This is a genomic window from Cupriavidus necator (assembly GCF_040578825.1).
GTDB classification, from domain to species: Bacteria; Pseudomonadota; Gammaproteobacteria; order Burkholderiales; family Burkholderiaceae; genus Cupriavidus; species Cupriavidus necator_E.
In genome coordinates this window covers 16,477-30,629 of the sequence record NZ_JBEFLI010000030.1, presented here as the reverse complement: position 1 = coordinate 30,629, position 14,153 = coordinate 16,477, and the positions used below count along the sequence as shown (strand labels likewise).

At 66.1% G+C, this 14,153-nt stretch carries 13 protein-coding genes and 1 pseudogene; 2 read left to right on the top strand and 12 right to left on the bottom strand.

Annotation, left to right across the window (positions count from 1 at the left end):
- Nucleotides 1–158 precede the first annotated feature (158 nt).
- From AB1I47_RS16510 to AB1I47_RS16470, 9 genes are all read right to left on the bottom strand, one after another.
- Nucleotides 159–1,151: a Bug family tripartite tricarboxylate transporter substrate binding protein gene (locus AB1I47_RS16510; RefSeq protein WP_354684819.1), complete on the bottom strand. Its 993-nt coding sequence runs from the start codon at nucleotides 1,149–1,151 to the stop codon at nucleotides 159–161.
- A gap of 84 nt (nucleotides 1,152–1,235) precedes the next feature.
- Nucleotides 1,236–1,934 (bottom strand): AroM family protein, encoded by a 699-nt coding sequence (locus tag AB1I47_RS16505; RefSeq protein WP_354684818.1) that lies wholly within the window; start codon nucleotides 1,932–1,934, stop codon nucleotides 1,236–1,238.
- Nucleotides 1,931–2,854 (bottom strand): DUF1177 domain-containing protein, encoded by a 924-nt coding sequence (locus AB1I47_RS16500; RefSeq protein ID WP_354684817.1) that lies wholly within the window; start codon nucleotides 2,852–2,854, stop codon nucleotides 1,931–1,933. Before AB1I47_RS16500 ends, AB1I47_RS16505 begins: the two co-directional genes overlap by 4 nt.
- A gap of 46 nt (nucleotides 2,855–2,900) precedes the next feature.
- On the bottom strand, nucleotides 2,901–3,605 hold the full coding sequence (gene pepE / locus AB1I47_RS16495; RefSeq protein WP_354684816.1) for a dipeptidase PepE: 705 nt from the start codon (nucleotides 3,603–3,605) through the stop codon (nucleotides 2,901–2,903).
- 20 nt (nucleotides 3,606–3,625) lie between these two features.
- On the bottom strand, nucleotides 3,626–4,417 hold the full coding sequence (locus AB1I47_RS16490; protein ID WP_354684815.1) for an IclR family transcriptional regulator: 792 nt from the start codon (nucleotides 4,415–4,417) through the stop codon (nucleotides 3,626–3,628).
- Nucleotides 4,418–4,593: 176 nt separating this feature from the next.
- Nucleotides 4,594–6,207: a DHA2 family efflux MFS transporter permease subunit gene (locus tag AB1I47_RS16485; protein ID WP_354684814.1), complete on the bottom strand. Its 1,614-nt coding sequence runs from the start codon at nucleotides 6,205–6,207 to the stop codon at nucleotides 4,594–4,596.
- Between the two features lie 2 nt (nucleotides 6,208–6,209).
- Entirely contained in the window at nucleotides 6,210–7,451 is a 1,242-nt protein-coding gene (locus tag AB1I47_RS16480) for an HlyD family secretion protein (protein WP_354684813.1), read from the bottom strand.
- 44 nt (nucleotides 7,452–7,495) lie between these two features.
- Entirely contained in the window at nucleotides 7,496–9,055 is a 1,560-nt protein-coding gene (locus AB1I47_RS16475) for an AdeC/AdeK/OprM family multidrug efflux complex outer membrane factor (protein WP_354684812.1), read from the bottom strand.
- 108 nt (nucleotides 9,056–9,163) lie between these two features.
- The gene (locus tag AB1I47_RS16470) at nucleotides 9,164–9,658 is read right to left on the bottom strand and encodes a MarR family winged helix-turn-helix transcriptional regulator (RefSeq protein WP_354684811.1); all 495 of its coding nucleotides are present in this window, start codon (nucleotides 9,656–9,658) and stop codon (nucleotides 9,164–9,166) included.
- A gap of 187 nt (nucleotides 9,659–9,845) precedes the next feature.
- Here AB1I47_RS16470 and typA point away from each other — a divergent pair, with 187 nt between their 5' ends.
- On the top strand, nucleotides 9,846–11,666 hold the full coding sequence (gene typA, locus AB1I47_RS16465) for a translational GTPase TypA (RefSeq protein WP_354684810.1): 1,821 nt from the start codon (nucleotides 9,846–9,848) through the stop codon (nucleotides 11,664–11,666).
- 93 nt (nucleotides 11,667–11,759) lie between these two features.
- On the opposite strand, the gene AB1I47_RS16460 is transcribed toward typA, so the two are convergent.
- The 3 genes and pseudogenes from AB1I47_RS16460 to AB1I47_RS16450 form a co-directional block, all read right to left on the bottom strand.
- Nucleotides 11,760–11,876, bottom strand: coding sequence for an autotransporter outer membrane beta-barrel domain-containing protein (locus AB1I47_RS16460; RefSeq protein ID WP_354684809.1), 117 nt, complete (start codon nucleotides 11,874–11,876; stop codon nucleotides 11,760–11,762).
- Nucleotide 11,877: 1 nt separating this feature from the next.
- Nucleotides 11,878–12,081 carry an autotransporter outer membrane beta-barrel domain-containing protein gene (locus tag AB1I47_RS16455; RefSeq protein ID WP_354684859.1) on the bottom strand — a complete coding sequence of 68 codons (204 nt, stop codon included), beginning with the start codon at nucleotides 12,079–12,081 and terminating at the stop codon, nucleotides 11,878–11,880.
- A 134-nt stretch (nucleotides 12,082–12,215) separates the two neighbouring features.
- Nucleotides 12,216–12,317: pseudogene (locus tag AB1I47_RS16450) on the bottom strand (sterol desaturase family protein); the annotation flags it as partial.
- Nucleotides 12,318–12,565: 248 nt separating this feature from the next.
- On the opposite strand from AB1I47_RS16450, the gene AB1I47_RS16445 reads away from it, so the two are divergent.
- Complete coding sequence (locus AB1I47_RS16445) at nucleotides 12,566–14,134, top strand: methyl-accepting chemotaxis protein (protein ID WP_354684808.1); 1,569 nt, start codon at nucleotides 12,566–12,568, stop codon at nucleotides 14,132–14,134.
- The last annotated feature ends 19 nt before the right edge of the window (nucleotides 14,135–14,153 follow it).

The following is a 14,153-nucleotide window of genomic DNA, read 5'->3' as shown; positions in this document are numbered from 1 at the left end:
ACCGCTTGGTTCCGCCCTCCTGGGCGGAACAGAACGGTTGACCGACGACAACATTGTCGATCATAGACAACCACAGCGGTCGAACAACGACAACATGTCACAACAGCACGAGCCGTCGATTATCAAACAAGACGGACCCTCTTAAAGCCACTCAGCAATTACTCGAGCGTAATCTTCGCCGCCTTGATCACCTCAACCCACGTCTTCCTGTCCTGCACCAAAAAGCTCGCGAAGTGCTCCGGTGTGTCCCCCACAGGCTCGGAGCCAAATTCAGCCATTTTCTTCCTGACTTCCGGTTGAGCCAGCGCCTTGGCCAGCGCCTGGTTGTAGCGCGTCACGATGGTTTTAGGCAGGTCCTTCGGTCCGAAGATGCCTTGCCAGGTTGGCATGTTGAAGTCCTTCAGGCCGCTCTCGGCGAGGGTCGGCACGTCCGGCAACAAAGGCGAACGCTTGCTGCTGGTGACAGCAAGGGCCTTCACCTTGCCGCTCCTGGCGAGCGCCGCCGCCGTGGTGATGTTGTCGACCGTCATGGCGATATGGCCGCCCATCAGGTCGGTAATGACGGGAGTGGCGCCCTTGTACGGAGCGTGGACCATGTCGATGCCGAGCCGGTGTAGCATGGTCTCGGCAATCAAGTGATTCGAGGTGCCGACCCCGGCGGTGCCGTAGGTAACCTGCGGCGTCCTTTTGACGTACGCGACGAACTCGGCCATCGTCTTTACCGGCAGGGTCGGGCTGACGATCACCACGTTCGGCTGCGTGGCCAGCATGGCGACGGGCGTGAAATCGTCGGCCTTGTACGGCGTGCCTTTCGGGTTAAGCACGTGCGTCACCGCCATCGCCCCGGCTGCGCCCATGCCAATGGTGTAGCCGTCGGCTGGTGCCTTGGCCAGCTTGTCGGCGGCGATATTGCCGCCAGCGCCCGGTACGTTTTCCACCACGACCGGCACGCCCAGGCTTTCCGACAACGGCGTCTGTACCAGGCGCGCCAGCAGGTCGGCCGATCCACCCGGCGCAAAGCCCACCAGCAGTCTTACCGGCTTGGTCGGTTTCCACTCCTGCGCCTGTGCGCTCGTCATGACCGCTGTGCCCACGCCCACCATCATCATGCCGCGCACCAGCGGCCCCATCCACTTCGCCAGCTTTTCCATGTTACTTCCACTCCAGCATCGTCATGGGCAATCTGTCAGCGGGCTTGCCCTTACCCAAAAAAGAAATAGCGTCTCTCGCCTGGTTCAGGCGCCTGCACCGCTCAGCACCTGGCCCAGCAGCAGTGCCACCATGCGGTTGGAGAGCAGTACCGGAGCGCCTGCATGGCGCGCGACTTCGGCCCGCATGGCTTCGGTGTAGCCCATGCAGTGCATCACTATCAGGTCACAACCGCGCAGCGTTTCGCCAGCCGCAGCAAAGCGGTCGCTGCCGGTATCGACATAAGGCGATGCATGCGTGACGCGCACTTCGCAGGGCACCGGCTGGAGCAGATGGAAGCCGCTCACCTGGGCTTCGAGCGGCAGCACGATGCCGAGCCGCTTGCACCCCTGCGCGAGCGCCACGGTCAGATGGTCGACCACCTGCTGCGGCTCGATGACCAACGTCTGCATCGGCGGCAGTGCGGTGCCGGTACATAGCGGCACCAGCGCGTCGAAGCGGCCGTCATCCAGCGAGGTCATCAGCCGGGCCAGCATTGCCTCGGCCGCTGGCTTGCCCATTACCGCCTGGCTGCCGTCGCGCAGGCGGCTGGCAAAGCGGTATTCGCCGGGCGCGGGCGCCAGCACGGAAATCTCATCCGGGCTCAATGTGTCCAGGATGCCGAACTCCTCAACCGTGACCGGCAGGCCAAGGTCGGCAATCATCTGCGGCACCACGTCAGTCCGCGGGGACTGCCCGATGGTGACGAAGGCGACGCGCGGTTGGCGTGCGGCAGCCGGGCTCATGCTTCGCGCCCCACCGTCTGCAGGTGAGCCAGCGAGCCATAGCGTCGCTGCAATTCTGCCCACTCAGCCTCGTCGTAGAAGTTGCACTGCCCCTGGCCGAACAGCTTCGCTACCTCGATGCAGAAACGCGTGGCGACATCGAGATCAAAAGCGTTGGTCACACCGGTCGCGCAGCCCGGCACCGTGGTCTGCGCGGTCAGCGCAACGCCTACCACCGGGGCAGGGGTCACGATCGCCGGCTGCATGATCGAATTGACGTGCCACAGGCCGTTCTCATACGGCGTGATGTCTTGGGTGGTCAAGGGCAATATCATCGGCAGCTCGCCGCTGACCCAGCCCATCAGGTCGAGCATCCGCTCCGGCAGCCGCAGCAGCCAGCCTTGCCTGGCCACCGGCGTCAACGCCACCCCGCGGCGGTTGACGAAGCGGTTGCCGCGCGTGGTGTCGACCGACAGGATCGCCGCCATCTGCGGGTGGACTTCATGCGACATCATCGTGCGCATCGCGAACGGCGACTTCATCATGGGCACAGGCTGATGCGGCCGCGTCGCGGCATGCGGGCAGATATGCGTGTGGATGCGCACCGGCCCGGCCAGCACGTCGCCGCCGGCTGCCATATCGGCGAGCTTCAGCGCGCTGGCTACCGCCACGATGGCGCCGTCGGCGTCGGACACCAGGCCGGTCACGGCCGGGCGCGCACTGACACCGCCCAGGCGGCCCACCACGCCCAGCGCGGGCGCGTCGGGGTTCTGTCCGGGCAGTGTGCAGGCAAGGAAATCGGTGTAAAGGCCGTTCTCTTCGACGCGCGTCACGGTGACATCGGCAATGCCGCGCGACCGCAGCAATGCGGCGACGGTTTCGCCGTCGACATTCGCTGCGGACAGCAATTCGATCGATTCAATGACCTGCTTGATAGACATCTTGATTCGCTTCCTGTGGCTTGGGTAGGTCGAGGTGACGGCCGGCTCAGCGTGGCAGTGATAGCGTGCCGGGCTGTACGTCAGAGACGTCGGGGCCGTGGAACCACCGCGCGGGATGTGCGCCGCCCATCTCGATGCGCTGGTCCGAGATGCGCACCCAGTTGCCCTCGGGCAGGCCAAGTACCGGTACTTCCGGCTTCAGCGTGGTGAACTCGGCCAGGCGCTGGTCGCGCGTTTCGCCGCGGAAGCCGGGCACGACCAGGTTGAGGTAGTGGGGATTAATCTGGAACGGCACCAGCGCCAGCGCGTCCAGGCCGCCAGGGTCCGCCACCGGCATGTCGTTGGTGGTGCAGATCGTCGGGCAGGCCAGGTTGGTGCCGGCGCTCCAGCCGAGATAGCGCGCGGCTCCCGATCGCACCTGCCGGGCGATGGCCGCCAGCAAGCCGCGTTCGCGCAGGCATTGCAGCAACCGGAAGGTGTTGCCACCGCCAACGGCGATCAGCCCGGCCGCTTCGATGGCGCGGAGCGCCGCGGCAGGCTCGGCCAGCCGATGCAGCGATTGCACGTCGATGCCGACCGGCGCCAACGCGTCACGGACCAGCGTCTCATAGGTGTCCCAGTCGCGTGTCACGCCGGCGAAGGGGATAAAGCATGCGATCTTGCGGCCCGCGGCCAGCTCATGGATCGCCGCGTGGGCATGGACCAGGTAGCCGGCGTCGCTGCTGGAGTTGCTGAGTAACAGAAGTTCCATGGATATCGGGCAATGAATTTCTACTGGAGCGGGGCCAAGTCGGCGGCATGCAGCCATAGCGGGTCGCCGAGGCGTTGTCCCACGGGCGCTACCGCGCGCACCAGCGTGTCGCGCAACGCCTGCGCTTGTGCCTGGCTGACCTGCATCGCGGTGAATGACAGGCACAGGCCGCGCACGTCGCCCGAGAGCGGGTCGGCCAGCGTGGTGGCCACGGCGCCGATGCCCGGCATGCCTTCGTTCACGGCAATGGCGCTGCGCTCGCGGCGGGCGCTCGCCACGCGCTCGCGCAGCTCAGCGACGGTGGCGGGACAGCCTGCCGGCGCTTCCGGCAGATGGCTGCCGTCAGCGTCGCCGTACCGGGCGGTGAATTCGGACGCAGGCAGGCGCGACAGCAGCACCCGGCCCATCGCGGTGGTGAATGCCGGGCGGCGTGCGCCAGGCGGCGACAGCACCTGCACGGGGTTGCTGCCGTTCAGCCGCTGCAACACCACGGTGTCGATGCCGTCGAGCATCGACAGGTACGCGGTGAAGCCGGTGGAGTCGGATAGCGCGGCCAGGATTTCGCGGCATTGCGCGTCGAACGGGTGCGCTTGCGTGGCTGCCTGCGCGGCGCGGATCAGCAGGGCGCCGGGGCGGTAGCGCCGCGTGGACGGCTGCAGTTCGAGCAGGCGATAGCGCACCATCTGCGCGAGCAGGCGCGAGGCCGAACTCTTGGCCAGGCCGAGTTCGTCGACGACTTCGTTGAACGTGATTTCATGCCGGCCCTGCTCGAACATAGCCAGCACGCTTTCCACGCCTTCCAGGATGCTCACACCGTCACTCCGTGCTTTGTGTTGGTTCCGTTTTTTGGAGCTGAGGTTCCATAAAACGGTTGAGGGATCATAGGGCGACCGAGTCCGGAATGCAAGAGGCGCGAAGCGTTGTGGCGCCATCAAAGAAAATGGCCCCATTGGGGGCCATTACTGGATGAACCGTAGATTTGCTTCCGTCAGTGCGCCGCCATCGCATCCGCCGACCCGCCACCTCCCTTGGCCGGCCGCGTCAGCCAGACAAAGGCGATCAGCACGAAGAACAGCACTCCCGAGATCCAGAAGATATCGTTGGCGCCGAGCATCGCCGCCTGCTGGGTGATATTGCGCTCGATCACGCCGACCGCCTGCGCCTGGCTCATGCCCATCTGCATCAGGTGGCTGAGCTGCTCCTGGTAGGCCGGGTTGAACGGGTTGACCTGTTCCACCAGTTGCGCGTGGTGCAGGGCAGAGCGGTTCTCCCACACGGTGGTCGATACCGATGCGCCGATGCCGCCGAAGGTGATTCGCACGAAGTTCGACAGACCGGACGCCGCCGGGATCTTGTCGGCCGGCTGGCCGGACAGAATGATCGACGTCAGCGGGATAAAGAACATCGCCATCGCCGCGCCCTGGATCAGTGTGGGCACCATCAGCGTCCAGGTATCCACCTGCGTGGTGAAGCCCGAACGCATCAGGCTGACGATGCCGAAGGTGATGAACGCCGCGGTCGCGACCCAGCGTGCATCCATCCTTGGCAGGTTGCGCCCGATCAGCGGCGACAGCAGGATCGCGAAGATGCCGACCGGAGCCATCACAATGCCGGCATCGGTCGCGGTATAGCCGACGATGGTCTGCAGCCACAGCGGCAGGATCACGAGATTGCCGAAGAACAGCCCGTACGCCACCGAGATCGCCACCACGCCGGCGCTGAAGTTGCGGCCCTTGAACAGGCTGATGTCGACGATCGGGTGCTTCTCATAGATTTCCCAGGCGAGGAAGAACAGGAAACCAACAATCGCCACCAGCGTCAGCACCACGATCTCGGTCGAGTGGAACCAGTCCAGCTCCTTGCCCTTGTCCAGCATCAGCTGCATCGAGCCGACCCAGATCACCAGCAGCGCCAGGCCGATGCGGTCGATCGGCAGCATCTTGGTCGGGGTTTCGCGGTCCTTATAGATGGCCCAGGTGGCGTAGGCAGTGATGATCCCCACCGGCACGTTGATGTAGAAGATCCACGGCCAGCTCATGTTGTCGGAGATCCAGCCGCCCAGCAGCGGGCCCATGATCGGCGCCACCAGCGTGGTCATGCCCCACAGCGCCAGCGCCATGGTGCTCTTGGCGGGCGGATAGCTCGACAGCAGCAGCGACTGCGACAGTGGGATCATCGGCCCCGCCACCGCCCCCTGCAGGACGCGCGCGGCCAGCAGCGTTTCGAGGTTGGGCGCGACGCCGCACAGCCACGACGCCAGCACGAACAGCAGGATCGACGTGATGAAGAGGCGCACCGCGCCGAAGCGCGTGGTCAGCCAGCCGGTCAGCGGCACCGAGATCGCATTGGCCACCGCGAACGACGTGATGACCCACGTGCCCTGGTTGGGCGCCACGCCCAGGTCGCCGGAGATCGCCGGGATCGACACGTTGGCGATCGACGAATCCAGCACGTTCATGAACGTGGCCAGCGACAGCGCGATGGTGCCGATCACCAGCTTGCCGCCGGTCAGCGGCTGCGGCTGCTGCGGGGCCAGCGACGCGGCGGGCCGCGCCGCAGCCTGGCTGCCGCCCGGCTGCGCGGCGGTGATGGAGTTGGCCATGATCAGGTGTTGGCAGGCTTGGCGGGGGCAGTGCTGGCCGTGGGCAGGCCGGTGCTGCGTCCGCCGTTGTTGGCGGTGATGATGCGCGCGATGAGCTGGTCGGCGTCCTGTGCGACCTTGTCATAGACGTCGGTCTGCATCGGCCTGGCCGGCGCGGCCTTGGCCATGGCGGCGCCTTCCTCGCGGCGCACGTCGACGCTTACGGTCATCGACAGGCCCACGCGCAGCGGGTGGTCCTTCAGTTGCTGCGGGTCAAGCGCGATGCGCACCGGCAGGCGCTGCACCACCTTGATCCAGTTGCCGGTGGCGTTCTGCGCCGGCAGCAGCGAAAAGGCCGAGCCGGTACCGGCCGAGAAGCCGGCCACCTTGCCGTGGTATTCGACCTTCGAGCCATATACGTCGGCTTCCAGCTTCACCGGCTGGCCGATGCGCATATGCGTGATCTGCACTTCCTTGAAGTTGGCGTCGACCCAGACCTGCTCCAGTGGCACCACCGCCATCAGCGGCGCCCCGGCGGCCACGCGCTGGCCCACCTGCACCGAACGCTTGGCGACATAGCCGGTCACCGGCGCGGGCATGGTCGAGCGCGCGAACGACAGATAGGCCGAGCGCAGGTTGGCAGCGGCGCGCTGCACGTTGGGGTGCTTCTCCACCGTGGTCTGGTCGGTCAGCACCTTGTTCGAAGCAAGCTGTTCGCGCGCGGCGAGCAGCGCCGACTCCGCGGCCTTGAGCGCGGACTGCGCGTGCGAGATCTCTTCGTTGGACACCGCGCCCGTGCCGGCGATGGCCTGGCGGCGGCGCAGGTCGTCGCGCGCCTTGGCGACATCGGCCTCGCGCATCGCCACGTTGGCGGCGAGCGAGCCGTTGTTGACATACAGCGTGCGCACTTCGCGCACCGCTTGCGCCAGTTGCGCCTCGGCCTGTTCCAGCGCCACCTGCGTATCGGCGCGGTCGAGCTGGATCAGCGGCTGCCCGGCGGTGACGAGCTGCGTGTCGTCGGCCGCGATCGAGACCACGGTGCCGGCTACCAGCGGCGTGACCTGCACCACGTTGCCGGCGACATAGGCGTCGTCGGTGGTTTCGAAATGGCGCGCGTACATGCCCCAGTACACGCCGTAGCCGATGCCGGCGACGACGACCGCCGCGGTCAGCGACAGCAGCATACGCTTGCGCTTGCCGTTGTTGTTGGTGGCCGGGAGAGGTTGGGGGGCGTTGGTACCGGCCGTTTGCTGGTTATTGCTCATGATGTTCTCTGCTTGATCTTGTCTGCGATCGCCGGGTGCGCGGATCAGCCGCGGGCGCCCGCTTGTTGGTTGTGCTGTGGCTGCATATGGGGCGTATGGCTTGCGTGGCTCTCGTGCCCGCCATGGCCTTCCGCGGGCTCCTGGTAGCCGCCGCCGAGCGCCTTCATCAGGCCCATCTGCAGGTCCAGGCGGCGCGCCTGCAGGTCGGTCGCGAGCCGGCGCTGCTGCAGCACGTTGCTTTCCGCGTTGAGCACGGTGAGCTGCGTGCCGAGTCCCGCCTTGTAGCGCGTGGTGGCCAGCGCATAAGCGTGCTCGGCCAGGTCCAGCGCCTCGCGCTGGGTCCGGATCTGCTGGTCGACGCTGCGGATGCTGGTCATGGTGTCGGCGGTCTCGCGCAGCGCATCGACCAGTGCCTGGTTGTAGTTGGCCACGGCGATGTCGTAGCCGGCGTACTTGCCCTTCAGATTGGCGCGCAGCTTGCCGCCTTCGAAGATCGGCAGGCGCACGGCCGGGCCGATGCCGAACGTGCGGCTGATGCCCATCAGCAGCTTTGACGGATCGAGGGCGGCCAGGCCGGCGAAGGCGGTGAGGCTCACATCGGGCAGGAATTCCTTCTTGGCGACGTTGATGTCCTTGGACGCCGCCTCCACGCGCCAGCGCGCCGCGACCAGGTCAGGACGCCGGCCGAGCAGGCCGATGGTCAGGTCGTCAGGCAGCGTCGGCGTGGGCTGCGCCAGCAGCACCGGGCGCTGGATCTGCAAGCCGCGGTCGGGGCCCTTGCCCAGCAGCGCGGCGAGCTGGTTGCGCGCCAGCGCGATTTCTTCGTCGACGCGCTGCAGGTCGGTCTGCGACGCGGCTACCGTGCCGCGCGCCTGCGTGGTCTCGACCTGGGTATCGAGTCCGGCGGCCAGGCGCTGGCGCGACAGGTCGGTCAGATCGCGGCGCTGCGCGATAGCGCGCTCGGCCACGTCGCGCTGCGCGTACAGCGCGGCCAGGCGGGCATAGTTGCGCGCGATCGACGTGGCCAGGATCAGGCGCGAAGCCTGGCTTTCGGCCTCGGCGGCGCGATCGTCGGACAGCGCGGCTTCCAGCGCGTCGCGGTTCTTGCCCCAGAAATCGAAGTCATACGACAGGCCCACCTGCAGGCGCGACTGGTTCTGCCACGAGCCGGCCAGCGGCGTGCCTTCGAACAGGTCATTGTTGGAGAAACGCTGGCGGATCAGGCTGCCTTCGAACTCCAGGTGCGGGTACAGCGCGCTGCGCGTGGCCTCGGCCATCGCGCGCGAGGCTTCCACGCGGGCGAACGCGGCCTGCAGGTTGGGGTTGTCCTTGACCGCCTCGTCGACCAGCGCGCTCAGTTGCGGGTCGTTGAACTGCGCCACCCAGTCCTGCGACGGCCACTGGCCGTGTTCCCCGGGCAGGGTTTGCGAGGTGGCCATGGCGGCCGGGTCAGCCATGGTCTGGGTGCTGTGCGAATTGCCGAGTGCCGCACAGCCGGCCAGCGCCGCCGTGGCGATGGCCGTCAGCGCCAGCGTGCCGGCGCGGCGCGCCAGTTGGCGTGCGCGCGTCGGCCGGGGGGCTTGGGAAGAGAGAGCTTGTTTCATCAGACTTGCTCCGTGCCGGAGCCATGCTTTTTTACGGGTATCTACGGATGTGTGTGCTGTCCGGTTGACCGGACGGCGTGCTTTGCCGGGTTTAACGGCGCCCGGTCGCTACCCGCTGTTGTTGTCGATGACCCGCCGCAGCATGCTGCGCAGCACTTGGATTTCTTCAGACGAGAACCCGCGGAAGTGGTGGGCAAGTACCTTGCAGAAGATCGCCGGCAGGCGCCCGGCCAGTTCACGGCCCTGGTCCGTCAGCGACAGGTCCACCACGCGCCGGTCGTCATCGCGCCGGTTGCGCTCGATCAGCCCGCGCTTTTCCATGCGACTGAGCAGCCGCGTCACTGAGCCCATATCGGTGTTCAGTTCGCGGCCGAGGTCGGTGACAGTGGAAGCGCGCCCGGTGGCGAGCATCATGAGGCAGCTGGCCTGGGCGTGCGTGATGTCCAGCGCGCTGACTTCCTGCTCGACGCCGTGCGCCAGCATGTTCTTGGCGCGCTGCATCAGGTAGCCGACGCTGTCGGACATCTGGTAGCTGGCGGAATCGAACAATCCGTCAGTGGTGGTGTCGGCTGGTTGATCTGCGGGAGAGGCGGGGAGTGACATCTTTGCCTTTGCAATCTTTGCTGAGGCAAATATATGTTCCCGTTGAATGATGAACAAGGACTGAAATTCGTTATTCCAGTTTCAGCAATTAATTTCTCTACCTTGGCGAGCGCTCCGATCAAGGCGTCTTGCGCCGCAACATGCTAGAATGTCCAGTTACCTCAGATTCTCCAAGCGAGACGCAGCAATGACCCGCGCCATCCGAAATATCGCCATCATCGCCCACGTCGATCATGGCAAGACCACCCTGGTCGACCAGCTCCTGCGCCAGGCAGGCACCTTCCGCGACAACCAGCAAGTCGCCGAGCGGGTGATGGACTCGAACGACCTGGAAAAGGAACGCGGGATCACGATTCTCGCGAAGAACTGTGCCGTCGAGTACAACGGCACCCATATCAATATCGTCGACACCCCGGGCCACGCCGACTTCGGCGGTGAAGTGGAGCGCGTGCTGTCGATGGTCGACGGCGTGCTGCTGCTGGTCGACGCAGTCGAAGGCCCGATGCCCCAGACCCGCTTCGTCACGCGCAAGGCGCTGGCGCTGGGCCTGAAGCCGATCGTGGTGGTCAACAAGATCGACCGCCCGGGCGCGCGTCCGGACTGGGTGATCAACCAGACCTTCGACCTGTTCGACAAGCTGGGCGCCACCGACGAGCAGCTCGATTTCCCGGTGATCTACGCTTCGGGCCTGAACGGCTTTGCCGGCCTGACCGAAGACGTGCGCGACGGCGACATGAAGCCGCTGTTCGAGACCGTGCTGGACAAGGTGCCGGTGCGTGACGACGATCGGGATGGCCCCCTGCAGCTGCAGATCATCTCGCTGGACTACTCCAGCTACGTCGGCAAGATCGGCGTGGGCCGCATCTCGCGTGGCCGCGCCCGTCCGCTGCAAGACGTGGTGGTCAAGTTCGGCCCGGAAGGCAACCCGATCAAGGGCCGCATCAACCAGGTGCTGAAGTTCCAGGGCCTGGAGCGCGAGATCGTGTCCGAGGCTGAAGCCGGCGACATCGTGCTGATCAACGGCATCGAAGAACTGGGTATCGGCTGCACCGTGTGCGCGCCGGAGGCCCAGGACGCGCTGCCGATGCTGAAGGTGGACGAGCCGACACTGACCATGAACTTCTGCGTCAACACCTCGCCGCTGGCCGGCCGTGAAGGCAAGTTCGTGACCAGCCGCCAGCTGCGCGAGCGCCTGGACCGCGAACTGAAGTCCAACGTGGCGCTGCGCGTGGCCGATACCGGCGACGACACCATCTTTGAAGTGTCGGGCCGCGGCGAACTGCACCTGACCATCCTGCTGGAAAACATGCGCCGCGAAGGCTACGAGCTGGCCGTGTCGCGTCCGCGCGTGGTGTTCAAGGAAATCGACGGCGTCAAGCATGAGCCGTACGAACTGCTGACCGTGGACGTCGAAGACAGCCACCAGGGTGGCGTGATGGAAGAGCTGGGCCGCCGCAAGGGCGAACTGCTCGACATGGCTTCGGACGGCAAGGGCCGTACCCGCCTGGAATACCGCATCCCGGCTCGTGGCCTGATCGGCTTCCAGGGCGAGTTCATGACGCTGACGCGCGGCACCGGCCTGATCAGCCATATCTTCGACGACTACGCACCGGTGCGCGAGGGCGGCCTGGGCGAGCGTCACAACGGCGTGCTGATCTCGCAGGACGACGGCGATGCGGTGGCCTACGCGCTGTGGAAGCTGCAGGACCGCGGCCGCATGTTCGTCAAGCCGGGCGATGCGCTGTACGAAGGCATGATCATCGGCATTCACAGCCGCGACAACGATCTGGTGGTCAACCCGATCAAGGGCAAGCAGCTGACCAACGTTCGTGCTTCGGGTACCGATGAAGCCGTGCGCCTGGTGCCGCCGATCCAGATGTCGCTCGAGTACGCGGTGGAATTCATCGCCGACGACGAGCTGGTCGAGCTCACGCCCAAGAGCATCCGCCTGCGCAAGCGTCACCTGAAGGAGCACGAGCGCAAGCGTGCCGCACGCGAAGGCGCATAAGCGCTGACGTTGTGGATAAAAACCGCGCCTTCTGGCGCGGTTTTTTATTGCGCGGCGGGGAAGGCGGCGTTGCTCCCTGAAGACCTCACCAGGTTACTTGACGCCGGCGCGCACCGCGTACTGGTAGAAGCTTTGTGCGCCCCACGCGCCTCCCACATTGGCCCAGCCGCTCCAGCGCTTGCCCAGGTCGGCATTGACGCCTAGCTTCACTTCATACCGGATACAGGCTGCCCAGCGGTAGCTGATTGAACGACATATTGCTGTCGGTCCTGGTGTGCCACCAGTTCAGCGTTGCGTACGGCTGCGCCTTGCGGCCGTCGTCACGCACGAAGGTGCGGTGCACGCGCGCGCCCAGCCGCGTGATCACGCCGCTGGAGTCGGCGCCGCGGATGCGCGTGCCGTTGGTTTCGGTGATATCGCCGGCGCTATAGGCGACGTAGATGGCCTGTGCCTGGGGTTGGCCACCCAGCCATCGCGCACGGGGATGGCATAGCCCGCCTCGCCGGAGATGGCCCAGCCGCTGGCGTCATACCTGACCGTGGTGGTGAGGTCGCGGCGGGCCCAGTACCAGGCTTCCGCGCCAATGGTCAGCAGGAACACTGGCGCAAAGGCCAGCAGCACGAGTCCGGGATCGAGCGATTCGGTGGTCATGCCGCTAGTGTGCACATTCCCGCCCGGATTGCCATGAGAGGTTCCTCCAAACGCACGCCGCCAAGTGCAACGGCGTCGCGGCGCATTCTCCACATTGATTCCTCACATTGGCCATTGCTGACCGGCGCGCAGTTCTGTCGCGCATGCAAAGGCGGGCAGCGCGGGTAAAGGATGCGGCCGGGGGCGCCGTAGTTGAGCAGGGCAGCGGTGTGCCGCACGCCCCCCGATTTATCCACCCCGGAGCCTCAATGTTCAAGAACACTACCATCGGAGCCAGATTGTGGTTCCTCACCATCGTCACCAACTTGTTGCTGCTGATTGTCGGCGCGGTGGGTTGGCTGGGCATGTCGCGCAGCAACGATGCCACGCACCAGATCTACCAGCAGCAGCTATCGGCGGCGGTCAACCTGGCCGAGGCACGCTCCAGCCAACTGCTGGTGCGCGTGCTGCTGGACCAGGCCACCTTCGCGGTGGATCCCGCCGACGCCAGGGCACGCGCCGCGACTGCCGAAGGCTTTGCGCGCGATTCCGAGAAGGCATGGAAGGCCTATCTCGCGTTGCCGCGTTCGGCGGACGAAGCCAAAGTGGTGGAGGACCTCACCGCAAAGCGCGACGCGCTGTTCAGGCAAGGCGTCGCGCCGATGATTGCCGCATTGCATGCGGGCGATCGCGATGCCGTGATGGAGGCCGTGCTCGAGACCATCCCGCAGCTCGACATCGCCTTCACCGCCGTCAATACCGAGCTGAACAAGTTGCAGGTGGCCAGCGCGAAACAGGTCTACGAAGCGTCGCAGCAGCGCTATCGCAGCCTGTTCACGCTGTCGGTATGCGTGCTGGTCGTGGGCCTGGTGTTCAGCACCGTGGTGGCGTGGCGCCTGCGCCGGTCGATCGTACAGCCTTTGGATGTCGCCATTGCGCGCTTCGGCAAGATTGCCGGCGGCGACCTGGGCGGCGCGGCAGTATCAGCTGGCGAGGCGCTCGCCGACGAATCGGCGCGCAATGAAACCGCGCGCATGCTAGGCATGCTGGGCCGCATGCAACAAAGCCTGGTGGCGATGGTGGGCGAGGTGCGTGGCGGCGCCGATTCGATCGCCTCGGCCAGCAAGCAGATTGCCAGCGGCAACGCCGACCTGTCGCAGCGCACCGAGCAGCAGGCCGCTTCGCTGGAGGAGACCGCTTCGAGCATGGAGGAGCTGACCAGCACGGTGCGCCAGAACGCCGACAGCGCGCGCGAGGCGCGCACGCTTGCCACCGATGCCACTTCGCTGGCCGAGCGCGGGAGTGAAGCCGTGTCGCGCGTGGTGAACACCATGCAGTCGATCGACGCCAGCTCGGGCAAGATCGTCGACATCATCGACGTGATCGAGAAGATCGCTTTCCAGACCAATATCCTCGCACTGAATGCGGCGGTGGAAGCGGCGCGCGCCGGCGAGCACGGCCGCGGCTTCGCGGTGGTGGCGGGGGACGTGCGCGACCTGGCGCAGCGCTGCGCCGGCGCGTCGAAGGAAATCCGCACGCTGATCGGCGCCTCGGTGGCCAATGTGCGCGAAGGCACGGGGCTGGTGGGTGAGGCGGGCAAGGCGATGCAGGACATCGTCGATGCGGTGCGGCGCGTCAGCGCCCTCATCGGCGATATCAGCGCGGCATCGGACGAGCAGTCGCACGGCATCGAGCAGGTCAACGTGGCGGTGTCGCAGATGGACAGCATGACGCAGCAGAACGCGGCGCTGGTGGAGCAGGCCGCCGCGGCGGCCGCGTCGCTCGAAGATCAGGCGCAGCGGCTGACCTCGCTGGTAGCGACCTTCAGGCTGGCGTGACGGAGCGGGGCCGCGCAGG